This is a genomic window from Kaistia terrae (assembly GCF_026344005.1).
GTDB classification, from domain to species: domain Bacteria; phylum Pseudomonadota; class Alphaproteobacteria; order Rhizobiales; family Kaistiaceae; genus Kaistia; species Kaistia terrae.
In genome coordinates, this window is record NZ_JAPKNH010000011.1 from 65,062 (window position 1) to 84,970 (window position 19,909).

A 19,909-nucleotide genomic window follows, 5' to 3' on the forward strand; every position below is an offset into this window, starting at 1 on the left:
TGACCCTGTTGCGATGGACCGGACGACTGGTCCTCTGGCTGGTGATCGCGCTGACCGCGACGCTGGTCGGCATGGCGTTCTGGTACCAGCTGCCGCTGCCGCCAATCGTGCTGAAGATTGCCATCGGCGCCTGGGCCATCTTCGCGCTCGGCGTACTTTTCCTTGAGATAACAAGGCGTTCGTGGATCGTTCGCGGCGTCTATGCGCTGGCGCTGATCGCCGCTCTCGTCTGGTGGGCGAGCATAAAACCGAACTTTGATCACGAATGGGCGCCCGATGTCGCTCATATCGTCACCGGCACCCGCGACGGCGATATCGTCACCTTGGAGAACGTCCGCAACTTCGACTGGCGGACGGAAACCGACTTCACGCCGCGCTGGGAAACCCGCGCCTACGACCTCTCGAAGGTGGAGAGCGTCGACCTGTTCCTGTCCTATTGGGCCGGGCCTGCGATTGCCCACACGCTGGTTTCCTTCGGCTTCGAAGGCGGCGAACATGTTGTTTTCTCAGCGGAAATCCGCAAGGAGAAGGGCGAGAGCTTCTCGTCGATCGGCGGCTTCTTCAAGGAGTTCGACCTGGCGCTGATCGCCGCCGACGAGCGCGACATCATCCGTTTGCGGACCAATATCCGTGGCGAGGATGTCTATCGCTACCGGATCGAGATGCCGAAGGCGGGGATGCAGGCGCTGTTTCTCTCCTATCTCGAGACAGGAAACCACCTGGCGAAGGTCCCGACCTTCTACAATACCGTCACCGCCAATTGCACGACCGTGGTTTTCAAGCTTTTGCGCGCGCTCGACCCGGCGCTGCCGTTCGATTATCGCATCCTGCTTTCGGGCTATCTTCCCGGATATATCTATCAAAATCAGGGCTTTACCACTGGCCTGAGCGAGGCCGAATTCCGGCGTCGCGCCGCCATCAGCGCGCTTGGAATCGCCGCAGGAGACAGCCCAAACTTCTCCGAAGCCATCCGGGTTAACAGCCCCCCGCTCCGTTAACACCCCGTTAGCCCATCGTTAAGCATGAGGACATTTCCGTGCCGCACCAGCCGACCATCGAACTGAAGGTGCTCGATCCCCGCCTGGAAGCCTGGGGAATGCCCGCCTATCAGAGCGACATGGCGGCGGCGATCGACCTGCGCGCCGCGCTCGACGCGCCCGTCTCGATCGAGGCCGGATCGCCGGCCATCCTGATCCCGAGCGGGCTCTCCCTCTTCATCCGCGACCCGTTCGTCGCCGCGATGATCCTTCCCCGCTCCGGCCTCGGTCACAAGACGGGTCTCGTGCTCGGCAATTCGACCGGGCTGATCGACGCCGACTATCTCGGGCCGATCCTCGTCAGCGTCTGGAACCGCAACGCATCCGGCACGCCGCCGATCGAAATCCAGCCCGGCGACCGAATCGCCCAGATGATGTTCGTGCCGGTGGTGCGGCCGCGCTTCGAGGTGGTCACGGAATTTTCCGCCGAGACTTCGCGCGGCGCCGGCGGCTTCGGCTCGACCGGCGGCAAATAGCGAGGCTCGACCCGGCCGACCGGCTGGACTAGGCTTTCGACACAAGACAAACGGGTTGAGGAGACGAAGAATGGCTGACGAAAAGAAGCGCGGACGCGGCAAGATTTATGCGTCGATCACCGACACGGTGGGCGACACGCCGATCGTCCGGCTCGACCGGCTCGCCAAGCAGAAGGGCGTGCAGGCCAATCTGCTGGCCAAGCTCGAATTCTTCAATCCGATCGCCTCGGTCAAGGATCGCATCGGTGTCGCCATGGTCGATGCGATGGAGGCTGCCGGCACGATCACGCCCGGCAAGACGACGCTGATCGAGCCGACCTCCGGCAATACCGGTATCGCGCTCGCCTTTGTCGCCGCCGCGCGCGGCTACCGGCTGATCCTCGTCATGCCGGAGACGATGTCGATCGAGCGGCGCAAGATGCTGAAGCTGCTCGGCGCCGAGCTGGTGCTGACCGAGGGCCCGAAGGGCATGAAGGGCGCGATCGCCCGCGCCGAGGAACTGAAGGCGGAGATCGGCGACGCCGTGATTCCGCAGCAATTCCAGAACCCGGCCAACCCGGCGATTCACCGCGCCACCACGGCGGAGGAAATCTGGAACGACACCGATGGCGGCATCGATATCCTGATCTCCGGCATCGGCACCGGCGGCACCATTACCGGCGTCGGCCAGGCGCTGAAGCCCAGAAAGCCGTCGCTCCAGGTGATCGCGGTCGAGCCGGTCGAAAGCCCCGTCCTTTCCGGCGGCGCGCCGGGTCCGCACAAGATCCAGGGCATCGGCGCCGGCTTTATCCCCGGCGTGCTCGATACGACGATCTATGATGAGATCGTCCAGATTGCCAGCGCCGAGGCGCTGGAGACGGCGCGCGAAGTGGCGAAGGTCGAAGGCATCCCGGTCGGCATTTCGTCGGGCGCGGCGATCGCCGCGGCGCTCAAGGTCGGCGCCCGGCCGGAAAACGCCGGCAAGAATATCGTCATCATCATCCCCTCCTTCGCCGAGCGCTATCTGTCGACGGCTCTGTTCGAAGGTCTGGAGTAGGGCTGAGGGCTTTCCCCACCTCTCCCGCGCGCGGGAGAGGGTTTTGCTGAGGGGTATCCCTCAGAGCCCGATCAAAACGCCTCAGCCGTGGGACAGGTGAGAGGCGCACTGCATCCGGCGTCATCCCCGCGAAGGCGGGGATCCATGCAGCTTCCCAAGGCACTCGGCTGAATGGATCCCGGGTCAAGCCCGGGATGACGGCGAGTATGGTTGTCCAAGGGCCCGATCAAAACGCCTCAGCCATGGGACAGGTGAGAGGCGCACTGCATCCGGCGTCATCCCCGCGAAGGCGGGGATCCATGCAGCTTCCCAAGGCACTCGGCTGAATGGATCCCGGGTCAAGCCCGGGATGACGGCGAGTTGGAGAATTCGGGCGAGGCTCGTCCTGCCCCCTCGCCCGCTTGCGGGAGAGGGCTGGGGTGAGGGGCTTTTCTTTCGGGCTGCCCCGCCCACCCCGTCCTCAACATCCTGAGGTGCCGGCGAAGCCGGCCTCGAAGGACGCAGGGGGCCGTGCAAGCCAGGTCGCCTTGCGTGCTTCGAGACGGCCCTTCGGGCCTCCTCAGCATGTCGAGAACCGACCACCTCATCACGGAGTTGCCCCCTCGGCACCCAACTCCCCCGTCATCCCGGCGGAAACGGGGATCCAGACACGCCGTCGCCGGGCGAGATGCCTGTGCGTCGATTTCCCTGGCCTGAGCTTATGGGCCCCGGCCTTCGCCGGGGCGACAAGCAGGCACGCCCCCCAAACAAAAAAGGGGCCGGCGCGAACGCCGGCCCCTTCGATGGAAAAGAAAAACTCAGACCCAGCCGCCGTCGACGACGTAGCTCTGGTTGGTGCAGCCGGAGGCTTCTTCGGAGGCGAAGAACAGCACCGGCTTGGCGATGTCGTCCGGGAACAGCTTGCGCTTCAGGCACTGCTTGGCCATCAGATCGGCTTCGGCTTCCGGCGTCAGCCAGAGGTCGATCTGGCGCTGGGTCATGATCCAGCCGGGGACGACGCAGCAGACGCGGATGTTGAACGGGCCGAGATCGCGCGCCAGGCCACGGGTAAGGCCCTGCACGGCGGATTTGGCCGAGGTGTAGGCCGGCATGCCGCCCTGGCCGATCATCCAGGATGTCGAGCCCATGTTGATGATGGCGCCGCCGCCGGCTGCCTTCATGTCCTCGGCAACGGCCTGGGCCGCGAAGAACTGGTGGCGGATGTTGACCTGGTAGCGCTCGTCCCAATATTCGGGCGTCACGTCTTCCAGCTTGTGGCGCTGGTCGTGCGCGGCGTTGTTGACCAGGATCGTGATCGGCCCGAGCGCTTCACGCACATTGGCGATCGACTGGCGCAAAGCTGCGATATCGCGCAGGTCGCACTTTTCGAAGTGCACGGTGCCGGTGGCGGAAAGCTCTTTTACGAGCGCTTCGGAAGCTTCGGCGTTGATGTCGAGGAAGCCGACTTTCGAGCCCTGGGCGACGAAGTGGCGAACAATGGCTTCGCCGATTCCGCTGCCGCCGCCGGTGATGAGCACGGTCCGGCCCTTGAGGCTCGGATAAATGGCGCCGCTGGTCATGAGTGTTTCCGTCCCTGAAACGATGTCTCTTCGCCGGCAGGGCCGGCCCGCGCCTGTTTTAGGCCAAACCGGGAAGGAGAGGAATCAAAATTTGAGGGGCGCACGTCAGAGGGGGAAAGACCCGGAGCACTGGCTGTTGCTCGCGACGGTCGTTCCACAATCGCGGCGAAGATGCCGACGACGCTGCTGCCCAGCTAAGCGGCGTTGCCAACGCCACAACCATGCAGAAATTCCCAACGGTAAGGTTGCATGAACAGATAGACTCTGGCGTATCTATACTAGTTAAACTTGCGACCGGGGGCTCGCACATGGCATTTCGCTCACTGCCACTTTCGCTACTCATAGTAAACAAGGCGAATGATCGTCACGGCGAACTCGAAAATGAAACTGCCGCGATCGGATGGCTGTTCAGCAACCGCGAACTGCATATGAGGAATTTAGCCAAGGACATCGTCGCGGAGGGCGGGATATACGACGCTCCGCTAGTCACCCCCAACGGCGAAGAATACCTGGTATTCGACGGAAACCGTCGCGTGACCTGCATGAAGCTCATTGCAAGGCCCAATCGCTCGCCGACAATTGAGCTCCAGCGCTTTTTCATCGAACTTCGAGAGCAATGGGAAGGCGAGTTTCCCAGTCGCATTACGTGCCAAGTTGAAAGCAACCGGGATCGGATCGATGACATACTTTATCGACGGCACACCGGCACCCAGAATGGAGTTGGCCAGAGTACTTGGGACGACCGTATGAAGTCGAACTTCGTTGAACGAACCGGCAAATCAAGCGGTCTTCATATTGCGGACGAAGTGGAGAAACGGTTGGTTGGCGCTAGCCTATGGGATAGTAAGCGGAAAATACCACGTTCTAACATGAACCGCTTGCTATCGTCCGAGGCCTACAGAAACCGCGTTGGGTTCAGCATCTCGCGCGGCAATTTTGAATTCACTCACAACGAAACTGCCTCACTCAAGGCATTGTTTAAAATCGCAGACGATCTCACAAGCAAATCAGTCGTTTTGAACGACATCTGGGACGTATCCGCGAAGCGACAATATCTAGATCGGTTGGATCGCGAAGGCGTATTGCCTACCGCAGCAGACGTTTTGACACCCCCGTCAATGCCACCGAGCAAGCCCCTAGCGATATCACAGCCAAAGCCATTCTCAGCGCCCAAGACACAGCCGAGGATCACGCTGATACCCAACGACGTCGAATACCCTCTGACATGGTCCGGAGAACAGCAACGACTCAAGGCGATATGGGACGAACTTGCATGCAATTTAGAGCTCTCCAAGCACCCTAACGCCATAGCGGTAATGTTCCGGGTTCTGGTTGAGCTTGCAGTGGATAGCTACATCCGAAGCATGAACCTGTCGGAGGTTCACGAGAATGACAAGTTGTCCAATCGCGTGTTAAAAGTTGCGGCGGATATGAACGCGAGGAAAAAAATCGATAAACGATACTATGATGAGTGTAAAAAGCTAAACAATTCAGATCAATTACTATCAATGGCAACGATGAATAGCTGGGTTCATTCGCCAAGATTTAATCCGTCACCGCAACACATGATATCAATGTGGGGTTCCTTATCGACTTTCATCGTTGAATGCATAAACGCGTAGCGATCGAGCTGAGATAACACTCTCGGAGTGCCGCCGCAGGCTCTTGTCGTGATCCCTGGTTGGATTCCTCCTTACTCACGAACAGTTAGCGCGTCCTCATCACCTTCGTCGTCGCATCTGACGGCGTGTTCGCCCTCGCCGACGCCATGACGACGGTGGCGCTCGCCATCTCGACGCTGATCGTCAAATCGACGCAGGGCGACGCGCGCTGCCTCAGCCGTGCCTGCCGCGCGGCCATCTCGCGATGGCGTTCTGGACAGCGGCGATGAAGATCGCCGTGCTGATGCCAAACATCATCAAGCCATTGGCAGCCTGCATCGGCGCAAGCAGCCGCATGCGGCCGCTCAGCACGACATCGCCATAACCGAGCGACGTGAAGGTCACACCGGAAAAATACCACGCCGTTTCAAAGTTTTCGAAGGCGCCGAGCGCGATATAGAGCAGCGCCCAAAAGGCGATCTGGACGAAATTGCCAAGCATCAGCACGGTCATCAGGATCGAGAATTGCAGAAAAATCGCCCGCCACGGCTTCGGGCCCAGCGGTCGCGTTCCGGCCCGCGCGAAGTAGCGCACCGCGACCATCGATGCGTAGGCCTGGAGCACAAGGCATCCCAATATCGCCAACAGGCCGAGAGCCAGGATTACGATCACGGTAGTGGTTCATCCCCCCGCTGGCCGTTGCCGACCGGGCGCTGGCGCAGCCATTCCATCAGCAGCACATAGGCGACAGCCAGAAGCACCGGCCCGACAAACAGGCCGAGAAGACCATCGGCAAGCACACCTCCAATGACGCCGATCAGGATCACCGGCATCGGCACTTCCAGCCCGCGACCCAGCAGCAGGGGCTTCAGCGCATTATCGCTGAGGCCCATGACGAGGCTCCAGATCGTGAAGAGGACGGCCGGCGTCGTGGCTTCGGTCAGGAAGACGTAGGCGATGACAGGCAGCGTCAAGAGCGTCACCGGCACCTGCACGATGCCCAGCAGGAGGGCGACAAGCGTCAAAAGACCGGCCGCCGATAGACCGATGGCGAAGAAGCCGATCCCGACCAGCAGGGCCTGGATCACCGCGACGCCGATGACGCCGAGGGCCACGCCCCGGATCGTGGCGACCGTCAGCGTCGCGAGGTGCGCCCCTCGCTCCCGGCTACCGGTGACACGCTGCAACAGGCGCAGGGCGAAATTGGCGGCGCCCTTGCCATAGGCGACGAGCACAGCGGCGATGCCGACGGAAACGACGAATGACAATTCGCCGGCGGCGAGATCGCGAGCGAACGACAGCAGCCACGCCGTGAACCCGCTTAGCGCCGAGCGATATTTGGCAAGTGCTGCCGGCAGATTGGTGGCGACGAGCGCCCAGATCTCGGTCAGCTTCGCGCCCACCACCGGGATGTCGGCAAGCCGGGGCGGCGGCGGCGGCACGGTCAGGTCGTTGTTCTGCAGGCCCGAGACAAGCGAATAGAGCGAAGACCCGAGCGACGTCACCACGACGACCATCGGCACCAGCGTCAAGGTGACGCCGACCACGCCGATCAGCAGCGCCGATCCGCGATTTCCGAGAGGAACGGCCAGACGGCGATGCAGCGGATACAGCATCACGCCAAGGATAACCGACCAGAGCAGAATGGCGGTAAAGGGCAGCAGGATGCGGACGCAGACATAAACCAGAAGGGCCGCCAGCCCGAGCTGGAGCGCCGTATCGAGCAGGTTGGAGCGCGGCGGCGCGTAGCCAGCCTCTGGCGCATCCTGATCCATCCGCTTGCCCTCTGCTTCCATCTCTTGCAGCAGTTTTCGCGACGCGCCCGGTCCGTCCCAACAGCATATCACAAATGACATCTTCCCCTGCGTAAGTTTGCGGGATGAGCGGGGTATGGGGTGCATCGACCGACCGGCGCCGCTAGAGCGAGATCCATCTTCTTTGAAGCGCCATTCCTCACCTCTCCCTGAGGGAGAGGTGAAAAGTCGGATTCTACCCAGGTGCTTCTTGCTCTAAAGTCCGGCGACCGGCGCATTCGGGCGGCCGGAGGGTGAGGAAAGAATATTGCTGACCGAACAGGGCGTCCTTCGCGCGTCGATCCTCATCACCTTCGTCGTCGCGGCGTTCGGCATCGTTTTCGGGCTGCTTTCGGGCTCGTTCTCCATCGCCTTCGACGGTGTGTTCGCGCTGGCCGACGCCGCCATGACGACCGTGGCGCTGGGCGTTTCGGCGCTGATCGTCAAATCGGCGCAGAGCGACGCGCTTTCAGGAAAACTGCGCAACCGCTTCACCATGGGCTTCTGGCATCTGGAGCCGATGGTTCTGGGGCTGAACGGCACCATTTTGATCATGGTTGCCATCTATGCGCTGATCAACGCCATCCTCTCGATCCAGGGCGGCGGCCGCGAACTGGAATTCGGCTATGCCATCCTCTATGCCGCGACGACGCTGGTCGTCTGCCTCGGCATGGCGTTTTTCGACTGGCGCGCGAACCGGAAAATCGAGTCCGACTTTCTCAAACTGGACATCCATTCCTGGCTGATGTCCGGCGCGATCAGCGCGGCGCTGCTGATCGCCTTTCTCATCGGCTATGGCGTCGAGGGCACGCGATACGACTGGATGACGCCCTATATCGACCCGGCCGTGCTGGCGATCATCAGCGTCGCCATCATCCCGATTCCGATCGGCACGGTGCGGCAGGCGGTGGCCGACATGCTGCTTCTGACGCCGGCCGACCTGAAGGAACATGTCGACCAGGTGGCGCGGGATACGGTCCAGCGGCATGGATTTCTCACCTATCGCGCCTATGTCGCCAAGGTGGGCCGCGCCAAGCAGATCGAGATCTATTTCATCGTCGCCCGCAACGGCGCGGCGCGGCGGCTGGAGGAATGGGACAAGATCCGCGACGAGATCGGCGAGGCCATCGGCGACGAGAGCTATAATCGCTGGCTGACCATCGCCTTCACCACCGACAGCGAATGGGCCGAATAGCTTTTCTCCCTAATTTTTCCCGCGGCTGTCGATTCCGGCCGGGCTCGTTCGTTGAGGAGTGGAGGCGCGGCTGTTTTGGCCGGCGCCAGCGCGAACCAGCAAGGGGATGAGAAAATGCCTCATGACCAGATCGTCCAGCCGGGAGACCTTGTCCCGGCAGCGGAAATGGCCGCGCGGAACACCGGCCGGGTTCTGAACGAAAGCGACGAGTATCGCCGCGCGCGCCAGGCGCTCCTGGCGGAAGAGATCGAGTTGCGTCGCCATATCGAGCGGGTGGCCGAGTTGCGGCGTCACCTGCCGCCGGGCGGCGTCGTTGCGAAGAACTATGCGTTTGAAAGCGAAATGGGGCCGGTCGATTTCGCCAGCCTGTTCGGCGATCACCAGACCTTGGTCGTCTACAGCTACATGTATGGCCCGCAGCGCAAGCGGCCCTGCCCGATGTGCACCTCGATGATGAGCGCCTGGGACGGCGAGGCGCGCGATGTCGAGCAACGCGTGGCCCTGGCGATGATCGCCCGCTCGCCGATCGAGCGGCTGTGGGCGTTCAAGCAGGAGCGCGGCTGGAAGGCGCTAAAGCTCTATTCTGACGTCAGCGGCGATTTTACCCGCGATTATGTGAGCGCCGAGGATGCCGATATTCCGGCCCTCAACGTGTTCACCCGGCGCGACGGCGTCATCCGGCATTTCTGGGGCGACGAGATGGGCGAGACCGCCGATCCCGGCCAGGACCCGCGCGGCGCGCCGGACCCGATGCCGCTCTGGACCATCCTTGACCTGACGCCGGAAGGCCGCGGCACCGATTGGTATCCGAGCCTCGAATATCGCTGAGGCCGGGCCTCACCCTACCCGCGCGCAAGAACGGAGATTTCCGATGCAGTTTGCCTGCCTGGTCTATGTCGACGGCGACGCGATGGCGGCGCTTTCGAAGGAAGAGCAAGCCCGGCTCACCGACGAGACGATCGTCCAGGATTGGGCCCTGCGCCAGGCGGGCCGGCTGATCCTGGCGCGGCCGCTGCAAGCGCCGGAGAGCGCCGCCGTCGTGCGCGTGCGCGCGGGGCACGCCAACGTCACCGACGGCCCCTTCTCCGAGGCCAAGGAGATTCTCGGCGGCTTCCTGATCATCGAGGCGGACGACAGGGAGGCGGCGATCGCGGTGGCGAAGGCGTCGCCGATGGCGCGGATGGGCAGCATCGAGGTCCGGCCGATCCTCGACCAGACGCACAGCGTGACGGGCGAAGGGCGGCCACCCGCCCTTTCGCGCGCGGTCGATCAGCCGTCGACCCGCTCATAGACCGTCGCGGCGGGCTCCGGCTTGTCACCGAGGCGATAGGCGGCGCGCAGAAGTTCGCTGACACGGTCGGCATCCGCGTCTGACCTGGCGTGGATGCGGGCGAGCGGCGTGTTCGCGTCGAGGCGCGTGCCGAGGCCGGCCAGGTGAGAAAAGCCGACGGAAAGGTCGATCGGGTCGCTGGCGACACGACGGCCGCCGCCAAGCTCGATCACGGAGATGCCGACGGCGCGGGTGTCGATCGCCGAAACATGGCCCTCGCCTTCCGCCAGCACGTCGCGGACCACGGTAGCCTTCGGCAAATAGTCATCGACGCGCTCGACGAAATCCGTGGGGCCGCCGAGCCCCGCCACCATGCGTCCAAACACCTCCGCCGCGCGGCCGGAGGTAATCGCCGTCTCGATGCGGTCACGCGCGGCGGAAACGCCATCGGCTCGGCCGGCGGTGATCAGCATCTCGGCGCCGAGCGCCACGGTGATCTCATGCAGGCGTGCATCTCTCGCGGCGTCCGTCAGGTAGTGGACGGCGTTTCTCACCTCGAGCGCATTGCCGGCGGCGGACGCAAGCGGCTCGTTCATGTCGGTGATCAGGGCCGTGGTGCGGACACCGGCGCCATTCGCCACCTCGACCAGGCTTTTTGCCAGCGCGCGAGCGTCAGCGTGGCTGGCCATGAAGGCGCCAGTGCCGGTCTTGACGTCGAGGACGAGGCCCTGCAGCCCGGCGGCGAGCTTTTTCGACAGGATAGAGGCCGTGATCAGCGGGATCGATTCGACCGTCGCGGTGACGTCGCGGATGGCGTAGAGGCGCTTGTCGGCCGGCGCGAGATCGGCGGTCTGGCCGATGACGGCGGTGCCGCAATCCCTCACCACCTGGCGGAACAGATCGAGGTCGGGCTGGCTCTTGTAGCCGGGGATGGCGTCGAACTTGTCCAGCGTGCCGCCGGTATGGCCGAGACCACGACCGGAAATCATCGGCACATAGACACCGCATGCGGCAACGGCCGGGGCCAGCATCAACGAGACATTGTCTCCGACGCCGCCGGTCGAATGCTTGTCGACAACGGGGCCATCGAGATGCGACCAGTCCAGCACCGAGCCGGAATCACGCATGGCGAGCGTCAGCGCCACCGCCTCGTCGCGGCTCATGCCGCGAAAGAAGATCGCCATGGCGAAGGCGGCGACCTGCCCCTCCGAGACGGCGCCGGAGGTCAGCCCCTCGACCATGAAGCGGATCGCGTCCGAGGGCAGAACCTCGCCCTCGCGCTTGGCGCGGATGATTTCCTGCGGCAGCATTTTTTTGGCACGCCTCCCAAGCGTAGTCCGAGTTCGACCCGGCTTCTTCCAACCGGATCGCACTATACCTCACCTCTCCCCTCGGAGAGACCTTTGCAAAGCCCCGCCCTCAACATCCTGAGGAAGCCCGCAGGGCCGTCTCGAAGGACGCGGAGCCGTCGTGCAAACCCGAGCGAATCCTGCCCTTCAGTCGTGCGTCCTTCGAGACGGCTTTCTTCGAAAGCCTCCTCAGGATGTTGGACATGGGGGTACTGCGGAACGGGGAACCATCCGGTGAGGCCGTAAACCCTCACCCGGAGCTTCGCTCCGACCTCTCCCTCAGGGAGAGGTGAAAGGAGGGCTGGATCGTCCTCAGTCCCCCAGATCCCGCAGAAAGCGGCGGATGATCTTTTCGAGCTTTTTCGCGCCGAGCGGAGCCATCTCCTTGGTCTCTTCATGCGAAAGCTCGCCCGCCGCCATGCCGGCGCCGAGATTTGTGATGTTGGAGATGGCGGCGACCTTCAGCCCGAAGAAGCGGGCCAGAATGGTCTCCGGAACGGTCGACATGCCGACGGCATCGGCGCCGAGGATGCGCGCCATGCGGATTTCGGCCGGCGTCTCGAAGGCGGGGCCGGAGAACCACATGTAGATGCCGCTCTCCAGATCGAGGCCCTCGCGCTTGGCGGCGCGCTCCAGGCTGGCGCGCCAGACCAGGTCATAGGCGACCGAAAGGCCAACGAAGCGGGCATCCGTCTCCTCGCCGATCAGCGGATTGCGGCCCGAGAAATTGATGTGGTCTTCCAGCATCATCAGCGAGCCGGGGCCCATTTCCGGGCGCAGCGAACCGGCGGCGTTGGTGAGGATGACGCCCTCGCAGCCCAGTTCTTTCAACATGCCGATGGCGTTGCGCATCACCGATGCATCGCCGGACTCGTAAAAGTGCGAGCGGCCGGAGAAGACGAGGACTTCGACGCCGTCCAGTCGTCCCGCCACCAGCGCGCCGGCATGGGCAGAGACCTTCGAGACCGGCATGCCGGGCAGGTCGGCATAGGGGATCCGGACGGCGTCGGTGACGGCGTCCGCCAGCGGGCCAAGGCCGGAACCGAGGACGATGCCGATGCGATAGGGCGCATCGCGCCGATCGCGCAGCACGGCGGCCGCGGCGCGACCGTCGTCCCGGAGCGCGGACATCAGAACCGCTCGTCCATGGAGAAGCCGGCGGGCAGCAGCTGGGCCATGGTGAAATCCTGGCCCTCGCCGGTCGGATCCGAGCAATGGATCAAGGTGTTGGGATGCGAAAATTCCTTCAGCCGCTGGCGACAGCCACCGCAGGGCGTGCAGACAATGCCGCCATCGACCCGGTCGGCCACGACGACGACAGCCGCGATGCGGCGGCCTTCGCCGGGAATGCCGGCGGCGATCATCTGGCCGATAGCCGAAGTCTCAGCGCACCAGCCCTCGGGATAGGCGGCGTTTTCGACATTGGCGCCGACATAGACGCTGCCGTCCTCGGTCAGGACGGCGGCGCCGACCAGAAATTTCGAATAGGGCGCGTGGGCATTGAGGCGGACTTCCTGCGCCCGCTCCAGCAGTTCGGCCTTCAGCTGGTCGTCCATTCTAGCGCTCCTTCACATAGGGCACGCCGCCAGCCTTGGGCGGGATCGCCTTGCCGATGAAGCCGGCAAGCAGGATCACGGTCAGGATGTAGGGCAGTGCCTGGATCAACTGGACCGGAACCTCGCCGAAGCCCGGGATGATGATGCCCTGCAGGCGGATCGAGGCCGCATCGAGGAAGCCGAACAGCAGGCAGGTCAGAAGCACGTTGAGTGGCTTCCACTTGGCGAAGACGAGCGCGGCAAGCGCGATATAGCCCTTGCCGGCCGACATCTCGCGGATGAAGCCGGCGGACTGGGCGATCGACAGATAGGTGCCGGCGAAACCGGCAAGGATGCCGCAGCAGATCAGCGCGCGATAACGCAGCCACGCCACCGAAATGCCGGCCGTGTCGACGGCGCCGGGATTCTCGCCCACCGCGCGGACGCGGAGGCCAAAGCGGGTGCGATAGAGCACCCACCAGGTGAACGGGACGGCGAGGAAGGCCAGATAGACGAGGATGTTCTGGCCGGAGATCAGCCCGGAATAGAGCGGGCCGATGAAGGGGATCGGCGCGATATCGGCAGCAAACGGCAGCGTGATCTCGGTGAAGCGCGCCGTATTGGGCAATTGCGGCGTGCGGCCGCCCTGGCCGAACCAGGCATTGCCGAGCAGGATCGTCAGGCCGGAGGCGATGAAATTGATCGCGACGCCGGAGATGATCTGGTTGCCGCGCTGGGTGATCGAGGCGAAGCCGTGCAGCAGGCTGAGCAGCACGCCGGTCAGGATGCCGGCGAAAAGGCCGAGCCAGGCCGATCCGGTGACGGTGGCGACCGAGGCGGCCGAAAAGGCCGAGAACAGCATCTTGCCTTCAAGGCCGATGTCGAAGATGCCGGAGCGCTCGGCATAGAGGCCGGCGAGCGCGGTGAAGATCAACGGCACCGACAGGCGAACCGTGGCGGCGAGGATCTGGATCAGATCGGCGAAGTCCATGATCGCTCCTCAGGCCGCGCCGGCGGCGGAAGCCGCGACGGATTTGGGTTTCGGGGCGAACAGCACGATCAGCGCCGGACGGAACATGTGTTCGAGCGCACCGGCGAACAGGATGACCAGACCCTGGATCAGGATGATCACCTCGCGCGAGATATTGGGCATGTCGAAAGCGAGCGCCGCGCCGCCCTGGTACAGCACGCCGAACAGGATCGAGGCGATGACGATGCCGACCGGATGCGAGCGGCCCATCAGCGCCACGGCGATGCCGACAAAGCCGGCGCCGGCGGGAAAATCGATCTGCAGCTTGCCGGCGTCGCCCATCACCGGGTTCAGCGCCATCATGCCGGACAGGCCGCCGGAGATCAGCATGGTGACGACGACGGTCTTCACATAGGGAATGCCGGCATAGACGGCGGCCGTCGCATTGGTGCCCATCGTGCGGATCTCGAAGCCGAAGCGGGTGCGCCAGATCAGCAGCCACACCGCGAAGGCCGCGACCAGCGCGATCAGGAACGAGACATTGAAGGGCGCGGCGCCGATGTCGAGGCCGAACACCTGCATCAGCCAGCCGAGCTTCGGCAATTGGCCGCCTTCCTCGAACAGGCGCGTCTGCGGCGACATGTTGCCGGGCTGCTTGATGACGTTGACCAGCAGATAGACCATCAGCGCGGCGGCGATGAAATTGAACATGATCGTCGTGATGACGATGTGGCTGCCGCGTTTCGCCTGCAGCCAGGCGGGAATGAACGCCCACGCCGCGCCAAACGCGAAAGCGGCGGCCGTCGCCAGCACGGCGGTGATGTACCACGGCATGTAGCGGTCGAGCGCGAGCGCTGCGAAGGCGACGCCAAGGCCGCCGAGATAGACCTGGCCTTCACCGCCGATGTTGAACAGGCCGCCATGGAAGGCGACCGCGACCGCGAGGCCGGTGAAGATGAAATTGGTGGCGTAATAGAGGGTGAAAGCAATGCCCTCGCCGTCGCCGAGCGCGCCGGCAACGAGATATTTCACCGCTTCGATCGGGTTTTCGCCGATGAACAGCACGACGAGGCCGGAAATGGCGAAGGCCACGGCGACGTTGAGAAGCGGCAGCAGGCCAAAATTGACCCAGCGCGGCAGGGTTCCGAGTGGGACGCTCATGGGTGCAATCCGTTGATGGTGCGCGGGCCGAAATCTTCACCTCTCCCTGAGGGAGAGGTCGACGGCGAAGCCGGCGGGTAAGGGTTCACGGCGTTGCCGGAAACGGTCGGCCGAAGTCCCCTCACCCCAGCCCTCTCCCGCAAGCGGTAGAGGGGGCCGATCGAGCCTGGTCCCGGCGTCACCGCCACACCGGCGGAAAGGCCCTCGCCCGCTCGCGGGAGAGGGTTGGGTGAGGGTCTTGCTTGACCATCAGACATCACTCCGCCGCCTCCCGGCCGATGCCGGCCATCATCAGGCCGATTTCCTGCTCGTCGGCATGCGCCGCCGGCTCGCCGACAATGGTGCCGGCGAACATCACCAGAATACGGTCGGAGAGCGAGCGGATCTCGTCCAGCTCGACCGAGACCAGCAGGATCGCCTTGCCCTCGTCGCGTAGCGAGACGAGGCGCTTGTGGATGAACTCGATGGCGCCGATATCGACGCCGCGCGTCGGCTGGCCGACGAGAAGACAGGCCGGATCCCGCTCGATCTCGCGTGCCAGAACGATCTTCTGCTGGTTGCCGCCGGAGAAATTCGCCGTCTTCAGCCGGGGATCGGCCGGGCGGATATCGTACTTCTCGATCTTCTCAATCGCGTCCTTGCGGATCGCGTCGATGTTGAGGAACGGGCCTTTCAGATATTTCGGGTCGTCCTGGTAGCCGAGGATCGAGTTTTCGTTTTCCTCAAACGAGAGCACCAGCCCCATGTGGTGCCGGTCTTCCGGCACATGGGCGAGGCCCTTCTTGCGCAGCAAGGCGGGGTCGATACGGCCATTGCGATCGACCGGCTCGCCATTCATGACGATCCGTCCGGACGAGGCCTTGCGGATGCCGGCGATCGCTTCCAGCAGCTCCGACTGGCCATTGCCGGCGACTCCCGCGATGCCGACGATCTCGCCGGCGCGGACTTCGAACGACACGTTATCGACCATGGTGACGCCGCGACCGTCCTTGACGGTCAGATTCTCGACCGAGAGCACGACAGGGCCAGGCTTCGCTTCGCCCTTTTCGACGCGCAGCAGCACGCGGCGGCCGACCATCAGCTCGGCCAGTTCCGCCATGGTGGTCTCGGCGGTCTTGCGGGTGGCGACCATTTCGCCGCGACGCATGACCGAAACGGTATCGGTGATCGCCATGATCTCGCGCAGCTTGTGCGTGATCAGGATGACGGTTTTGCCCTGCGCCTTCAGCTGCGCCAGCATCTTGAACAGGTGGTCGGCCTCGGCAGGCGTCAGCACGCCGGTCGGCTCGTCGAGGATCAGCACCTCGGCGCCGCGATAGAGCGCTTTCAGGATCTCGACCCGCTGCTGCTTGCCGACGGGGAGTTCCTCGATGATCGCATCCGGGTCGACGTCGAGCCCGTATTCGCGCTCGATCTGCTGCAGCGCGCCGCGCACGGCGGTCTCGCCACCCTTCAGCAGCACGCCGCCCTCGACGCCGAGCATGACGTTTTCGAGGACGGAGAAATTCTCGACCAGCATGAAGTGCTGATGGACCATGCCGATGCCGGCGCGGATCGCGGTCTGGCTGTCGGTGATCTTCAGATCCTTGCCGTCGACCAGGATCTGGCCGCTGTCGGCATGGTAAAAACCATAGAGTATCGACATCAGCGTCGACTTGCCGGCGCCGTTCTCGCCGATGATGCCGTGGATCGAGCCCTTGGCAACGGAAAGATGGATATTCTTGTTGGCGTGCACCGCCCCGAAGCGCTTGTCGATGCCGACAAGTTCGATGGCGGGGGTCGGATCCAAGGTCGAAGCTGTCATTCAGGGCCCCGAAACGGCTGCATCTTCGCACGGAAGATGGCCGGATTGTTCATCGCCATGACCGGGACAGGGGCCGGACCGCCTCACCCGCCCGAAGCCATGCTTCGCCGGGATATCCCCTGTCGTCTCGGTTCGCCGCCGTTCTCCGCGCCGGACAATCCGACGGCGCCTCTGGCCGCGTCGCTCGTGAACCGCGATGCCGGATCGCTCCGGCATCGCGGCCTCGTCTCAGGAAGCGTCCGGGATTAGCCCGGGCACTTCTCGTCGCTCATGTAGTCATGAACCTTGACGGTGCCGGAGATGATGTCGGCCTTGGCCTTCTCCACGGCAGCCTTCATCTCGTCGGTGACGAGCGGCTTGTTGTTGTCGTCGAGCGCCCAATCCACGCCGCCTTCCTTCAGGCCGAGGGCCTGGGTGCCGGCGGTGAACTTGCCTTCCTTGACGTCGGCATAGGCATTGAACACGGCCACATCGACGCGCTTGACCATCGAGGTCAGGATCTTGCCGGGATGCAGGTGGTTCTGGTTGGAATCGACGCCGATGCCGAGCTTGCCCGCGTCGACGGCCGTCTGCAGCACGCCGAGGCCGGTTGCGCCGGCAGCCGCGTAGATCACGTCCGCGCCCTGGTCGATCTGCGACTTGGCGAGTTCGCCACCGCGCACGGGATCGTTCCAGGCAGCGCCCGTCGTACCGGTCATGTTCTGGAACACGTCGGTCGCACCGGCAGCCTTGGCGCCCTGGACATAGCCGCAGCCGAACTTGCGGATCAGCGGGATATCCATGCCGCCGACGAAGCCGACCTTCTTGGATTCAGACTTCAGGCCGGCGAGAACGCCGACGAGATACGAGCCTTCATCCTCGGCGAACACGACCGAACGGACGTTCGGCGCATCGACGACGGAGTCGACCAGCACGAACTGGGTCTCCGGGAATTCCTTGGACACCTTGGCGACCGCATCGGTCCAGGCGAAGGAGAGCGCGACGACGGGGTTATAACCGCGCTTGGCGAAATTGCGGATTGCCTGCTCGCCCTGCGTGTCGTTCTGCGGCTCGAAATCCTTGTAGTCGATGCCGGTCTCGGTCTTGAACTTCTCCGAGCCGTTGAAACCGGCTTCGTTGAAGGATTTGTCGAACTTGCCGCCCGTGCCATAGACGATGGCCGGCTTGACGTCGGCAGCCCATGCCGAACCGGTAGCCATAAGGGCCACGAAGGCTACACCGATAAACTTGCGGATCATGATGGTGACTCTCTCCTCTTGAAGGCTTTTTCGTCCGGCTGGCATTTGGCCGCCAGACCGAAAGTTCCCCTGACGTTACCGACGAGCGGGCGTTCAGCCCAATTTCGCATGGGGCTACGCAAATTTCATGCGCTTTCTTTGAACAGCCCCCCGCCTATCCGCCGCTTTCCCTGCAAGGCGGATCGTGGGGGCCAGATTATGCGGCGACATTTTTTTATACAACTGATCAAAGAAACGCCGTCGCGAGGCGCTCAATCAAATTGTCGTCTGCCGCACTTTCGGCTTTTCCTCGGACCCCGATTTTTCTATCACTGACGAGCCGGTCCGGACGACCGCATGGAGGACTGACGATGACGATCCGCCCGGCCGAAAGACGCCCAGACCAGATCCACCCGGCATTGGCGCTGGTTGCCCATGACAAGAAGAAGGACGACCTCGTCGCCTTTGCCGTGACGCATCAGGCCAAGCTTTCGGACTTCGACCTCTATGCGACCGGCACGACCGGCAGCCGCATCCTCGACGCGGTGCCGAGCCTGCCGGTGACGCGGCTGAAGAGCGGACCGCTCGGCGGCGACCAGCAGATCGGATCGCTGATCGCGGAAGGCCGCATCAAGGGGCTTATCTTCTTCGTCGATCCCTTGACGCCGATGCCGCATGACGTAGACGTCAAGGCGCTGATGCGGCTGGGGGCACTCTACGACATTCCGATGGCGCTTAACCGCTCCACCGCCGAATTGCTGATCGCCCATCCCGACGCGTTCCTGCAGACGACCTGACGACCCGATCCCGTTTCCCGACGCGCGAGCGAACCCAAGGCACCATGACCGCTTCCTCTCCGACCCGCGATTTCGTTCCGTTCCCGACGCTGATTGGCGATATTGGCGGCACCAACGCCCGCTTTGCGCTGGTTCCCGACGAGGACGGGCGGGTCATCCGTTTCCCGACCGTGCTGACCGCCGATTTCGCCACCATCGATGATGCGATCGCCGCCGTGCTGCCGGAAGGCGTGACGCCGCATTCGGCCGTGCTGGCGCTGGCCGGGCCGATCCAGGGCGACCGGGTGCCGCTGACCAATTGCCATTGGGTTGTCGAGCCGAAGCGGATGATCGCCCGCTTCGACATGGACGAAGTGATCCTGCTGAATGATTTCGAAGCGCTGTCGCTGTCGCTGCCGGCGCTGGCCGGCGACGATCTGGTGACGATCGGCAGCGGCCAGCCGCACGCCAGCGCCGCGCAGGTCGTGGTCGGCCCCGGCACCGGCCTCGGCGCGGCGGCCCTGATCCACGCCAATGGCATCTGGGTGCCGGTCCCCGGCGAAGGCGGCCATATCGACCTCACCCCTGTGAGCCGGCGCGATTTCGAGATCTGGCCGCATATCGAGCGCCCGCACCAGCAGACCGACCCGTTTGCGCGCATCGAGGGCGAGACGCTGCTCTCCGGCAGCGGCCTGTTGCGGCTCTATCGCGCCGTCGTCGCCGCCAATGGCGCATCGCCCCGCTTCGACAACCCGTCCGAGATCACCGCCGCCGCGATGGATCGCTCCGACGCGGCCGCCGAGGAAGCGCTTGAACTCTTCTGCGTCCATCTCGGCCGTCTTGCCGGCAATCTGGCGCTGATCTTCATGGCGAATGGCGGCGTGTTCCTGGCTGGCGGCATCGCCGCCAAGATTGCGCCCTTCCTGAAGCAGAGCGGGTTTCGCGAGGCCTTCATCGACAAGGTGCCGCATGGCGCGATGATGGACCGGATGCCGACCTCGGTCGTGGTCCATCCGGAGCCGGCCTTGGCCGGCATCACCGCCTATGCCCGCCATCCCGAGCTTTTCGGCGTCGTCACCGAAGGCCGCCGCTGGCACAAGTGAGCGGGCGTTCTTCCTTCACCACTCCCC

At 63.8% G+C, this 19,909-nt stretch carries 19 protein-coding genes; 9 read left to right on the forward strand and 10 right to left on the reverse strand.

Annotation, left to right across the window (positions count from 1 at the left end; translation table 11 throughout):
• Nucleotides 1–41 precede the first annotated feature (41 nt).
• The 3 genes from OSH12_RS22320 to cysK all read left to right on the forward strand — a co-directional run bounded on the left by OSH12_RS22320 (nt 42) and on the right by cysK (nt 2,549).
• Nucleotides 42–998: an Lnb N-terminal periplasmic domain-containing protein gene (locus tag OSH12_RS22320; protein WP_266345839.1), complete on the forward strand. Its 957-nt coding sequence runs from the start codon at nt 42–44 to the stop codon at nt 996–998.
• Between the two features lie 38 nt (nt 999–1,036).
• Nucleotides 1,037–1,513, forward strand: a complete 477-nt coding sequence (dut, locus tag OSH12_RS22325) for a dUTP diphosphatase (RefSeq protein WP_266345840.1) — start codon at nt 1,037–1,039, stop codon at nt 1,511–1,513.
• A gap of 70 nt (nt 1,514–1,583) precedes the next feature.
• Nucleotides 1,584–2,549 (forward strand): cysteine synthase A, encoded by a 966-nt coding sequence (cysK, locus tag OSH12_RS22330; RefSeq protein WP_266345841.1) that lies wholly within the window; start codon nt 1,584–1,586, stop codon nt 2,547–2,549.
• A 797-nt stretch (nt 2,550–3,346) separates the two neighbouring features.
• On the opposite strand, the gene OSH12_RS22335 is transcribed toward cysK, so the two are convergent.
• Nucleotides 3,347–4,108 (reverse strand): SDR family NAD(P)-dependent oxidoreductase, encoded by a 762-nt coding sequence (locus tag OSH12_RS22335; RefSeq protein ID WP_266345842.1) that lies wholly within the window; start codon nt 4,106–4,108, stop codon nt 3,347–3,349.
• A gap of 308 nt (nt 4,109–4,416) precedes the next feature.
• On the opposite strand from OSH12_RS22335, the gene OSH12_RS22340 reads away from it, so the two are divergent.
• Entirely contained in the window at nt 4,417–5,730 is a 1,314-nt protein-coding gene (locus OSH12_RS22340; protein ID WP_266345843.1) for a ParB N-terminal domain-containing protein, read from the forward strand.
• Nucleotides 5,731–5,943: 213 nt separating this feature from the next.
• On the opposite strand, the gene OSH12_RS22345 is transcribed toward OSH12_RS22340, so the two are convergent.
• Both OSH12_RS22345 and OSH12_RS22350 read right to left on the reverse strand, forming a co-directional pair.
• On the reverse strand, nt 5,944–6,381 hold the full coding sequence (locus OSH12_RS22345) for a potassium channel family protein (RefSeq protein ID WP_266345844.1): 438 nt from the start codon (nt 6,379–6,381) through the stop codon (nt 5,944–5,946).
• Nucleotides 6,378–7,565 carry an AI-2E family transporter gene (locus OSH12_RS22350; RefSeq protein ID WP_266345845.1) on the reverse strand — a complete coding sequence of 396 codons (1,188 nt, stop codon included), beginning with the start codon at nt 7,563–7,565 and terminating at the stop codon, nt 6,378–6,380. The genes OSH12_RS22345 and OSH12_RS22350 overlap by 4 nt, the downstream gene beginning before the upstream one ends.
• 205 nt (nt 7,566–7,770) lie before the next feature.
• On the opposite strand from OSH12_RS22350, the gene OSH12_RS22355 reads away from it, so the two are divergent.
• The 3 genes from OSH12_RS22355 (at nt 7,771) to OSH12_RS22365 (ending at nt 9,988) form a co-directional block, all read left to right on the forward strand.
• Nucleotides 7,771–8,697, forward strand: coding sequence for a cation diffusion facilitator family transporter (locus tag OSH12_RS22355; RefSeq protein WP_266345846.1), 927 nt, complete (start codon nt 7,771–7,773; stop codon nt 8,695–8,697).
• A 114-nt stretch (nt 8,698–8,811) separates the two neighbouring features.
• Complete coding sequence (locus tag OSH12_RS22360; protein WP_266345847.1) at nt 8,812–9,525, forward strand: DUF899 family protein; 714 nt, start codon at nt 8,812–8,814, stop codon at nt 9,523–9,525.
• 43 nt (nt 9,526–9,568) lie between these two features.
• Entirely contained in the window at nt 9,569–9,988 is a 420-nt protein-coding gene (locus OSH12_RS22365) for a YciI family protein (protein WP_266345848.1), read from the forward strand.
• Here OSH12_RS22365 and deoA read toward each other — a convergent pair.
• The 7 genes from deoA to OSH12_RS22400 form a co-directional block, all read right to left on the reverse strand.
• Complete coding sequence (gene deoA / locus OSH12_RS22370; RefSeq protein WP_266345849.1) at nt 9,967–11,277, reverse strand: thymidine phosphorylase; 1,311 nt, start codon at nt 11,275–11,277, stop codon at nt 9,967–9,969. The two genes, OSH12_RS22365 and deoA, sit on opposite strands and share 22 nt — an antisense overlap.
• A 351-nt stretch (nt 11,278–11,628) precedes the next feature.
• Complete coding sequence (locus OSH12_RS22375) at nt 11,629–12,447, reverse strand: purine-nucleoside phosphorylase (RefSeq protein ID WP_266345850.1); 819 nt, start codon at nt 12,445–12,447, stop codon at nt 11,629–11,631.
• Nucleotides 12,447–12,872, reverse strand: a complete 426-nt coding sequence (cdd, locus tag OSH12_RS22380; protein ID WP_266345851.1) for a cytidine deaminase — start codon at nt 12,870–12,872, stop codon at nt 12,447–12,449. The genes OSH12_RS22375 and cdd overlap by 1 nt, the downstream gene beginning before the upstream one ends.
• Nucleotide 12,873: 1 nt before the next feature.
• Nucleotides 12,874–13,842 (reverse strand): ABC transporter permease, encoded by a 969-nt coding sequence (locus OSH12_RS22385; RefSeq protein ID WP_266345852.1) that lies wholly within the window; start codon nt 13,840–13,842, stop codon nt 12,874–12,876.
• 9 nt (nt 13,843–13,851) lie between these two features.
• Nucleotides 13,852–14,982, reverse strand: coding sequence for an ABC transporter permease (locus OSH12_RS22390; RefSeq protein WP_266345853.1), 1,131 nt, complete (start codon nt 14,980–14,982; stop codon nt 13,852–13,854).
• 256 nt (nt 14,983–15,238) lie between these two features.
• Nucleotides 15,239–16,771 (reverse strand): ABC transporter ATP-binding protein, encoded by a 1,533-nt coding sequence (locus OSH12_RS22395; protein WP_266345913.1) that lies wholly within the window; start codon nt 16,769–16,771, stop codon nt 15,239–15,241.
• A 260-nt stretch (nt 16,772–17,031) separates the two neighbouring features.
• Nucleotides 17,032–18,024: a BMP family lipoprotein gene (locus OSH12_RS22400; protein WP_266345854.1), complete on the reverse strand. Its 993-nt coding sequence runs from the start codon at nt 18,022–18,024 to the stop codon at nt 17,032–17,034.
• A gap of 350 nt (nt 18,025–18,374) precedes the next feature.
• Between OSH12_RS22400 and OSH12_RS22405 the strand changes: the two genes are divergently transcribed.
• Both OSH12_RS22405 and glk read left to right on the forward strand, forming a co-directional pair.
• Nucleotides 18,375–18,800, forward strand: coding sequence for a methylglyoxal synthase (locus OSH12_RS22405; protein ID WP_266345855.1), 426 nt, complete (start codon nt 18,375–18,377; stop codon nt 18,798–18,800).
• Nucleotides 18,801–18,844: 44 nt separating this feature from the next.
• On the forward strand, nt 18,845–19,882 hold the full coding sequence (gene glk, locus OSH12_RS22410) for a glucokinase (protein ID WP_266345856.1): 1,038 nt from the start codon (nt 18,845–18,847) through the stop codon (nt 19,880–19,882).
• Nucleotides 19,883–19,909: the final 27 nt, after the last annotated feature.

Coding starts and splice junctions, on each gene's coding strand:
- OSH12_RS22350 (WP_266345845.1), bottom strand. CDS start 7,565: ATGTCATTTGTGATATGCTGTTGGGACGGACCGGGCGCGTCGCGAAAA.
- cdd (WP_266345851.1), bottom strand. CDS start 12,872: ATGGACGACCAGCTGAAGGCCGAACTGCTGGAGCGGGCGCAGGAAGTC.
- OSH12_RS22405 (WP_266345855.1), top strand. CDS start 18,375: ATGACGATCCGCCCGGCCGAAAGACGCCCAGACCAGATCCACCCGGCA.
- OSH12_RS22360 (WP_266345847.1), top strand. CDS start 8,812: ATGCCTCATGACCAGATCGTCCAGCCGGGAGACCTTGTCCCGGCAGCG.
- glk (WP_266345856.1), top strand. CDS start 18,845: ATGACCGCTTCCTCTCCGACCCGCGATTTCGTTCCGTTCCCGACGCTG.
- OSH12_RS22375 (WP_266345850.1), bottom strand. CDS start 12,447: ATGTCCGCGCTCCGGGACGACGGTCGCGCCGCGGCCGCCGTGCTGCGC.
- OSH12_RS22390 (WP_266345853.1), bottom strand. CDS start 14,982: ATGAGCGTCCCACTCGGAACCCTGCCGCGCTGGGTCAATTTTGGCCTG.
- cysK (WP_266345841.1), top strand. CDS start 1,584: ATGGCTGACGAAAAGAAGCGCGGACGCGGCAAGATTTATGCGTCGATC.
- deoA (WP_266345849.1), bottom strand. CDS start 11,277: ATGCTGCCGCAGGAAATCATCCGCGCCAAGCGCGAGGGCGAGGTTCTG.
- OSH12_RS22400 (WP_266345854.1), bottom strand. CDS start 18,024: ATGATCCGCAAGTTTATCGGTGTAGCCTTCGTGGCCCTTATGGCTACC.
- OSH12_RS22385 (WP_266345852.1), bottom strand. CDS start 13,842: ATGGACTTCGCCGATCTGATCCAGATCCTCGCCGCCACGGTTCGCCTG.
- OSH12_RS22365 (WP_266345848.1), top strand. CDS start 9,569: ATGCAGTTTGCCTGCCTGGTCTATGTCGACGGCGACGCGATGGCGGCG.
- OSH12_RS22335 (WP_266345842.1), bottom strand. CDS start 4,108: ATGACCAGCGGCGCCATTTATCCGAGCCTCAAGGGCCGGACCGTGCTC.
- OSH12_RS22340 (WP_266345843.1), top strand. CDS start 4,417: ATGGCATTTCGCTCACTGCCACTTTCGCTACTCATAGTAAACAAGGCG.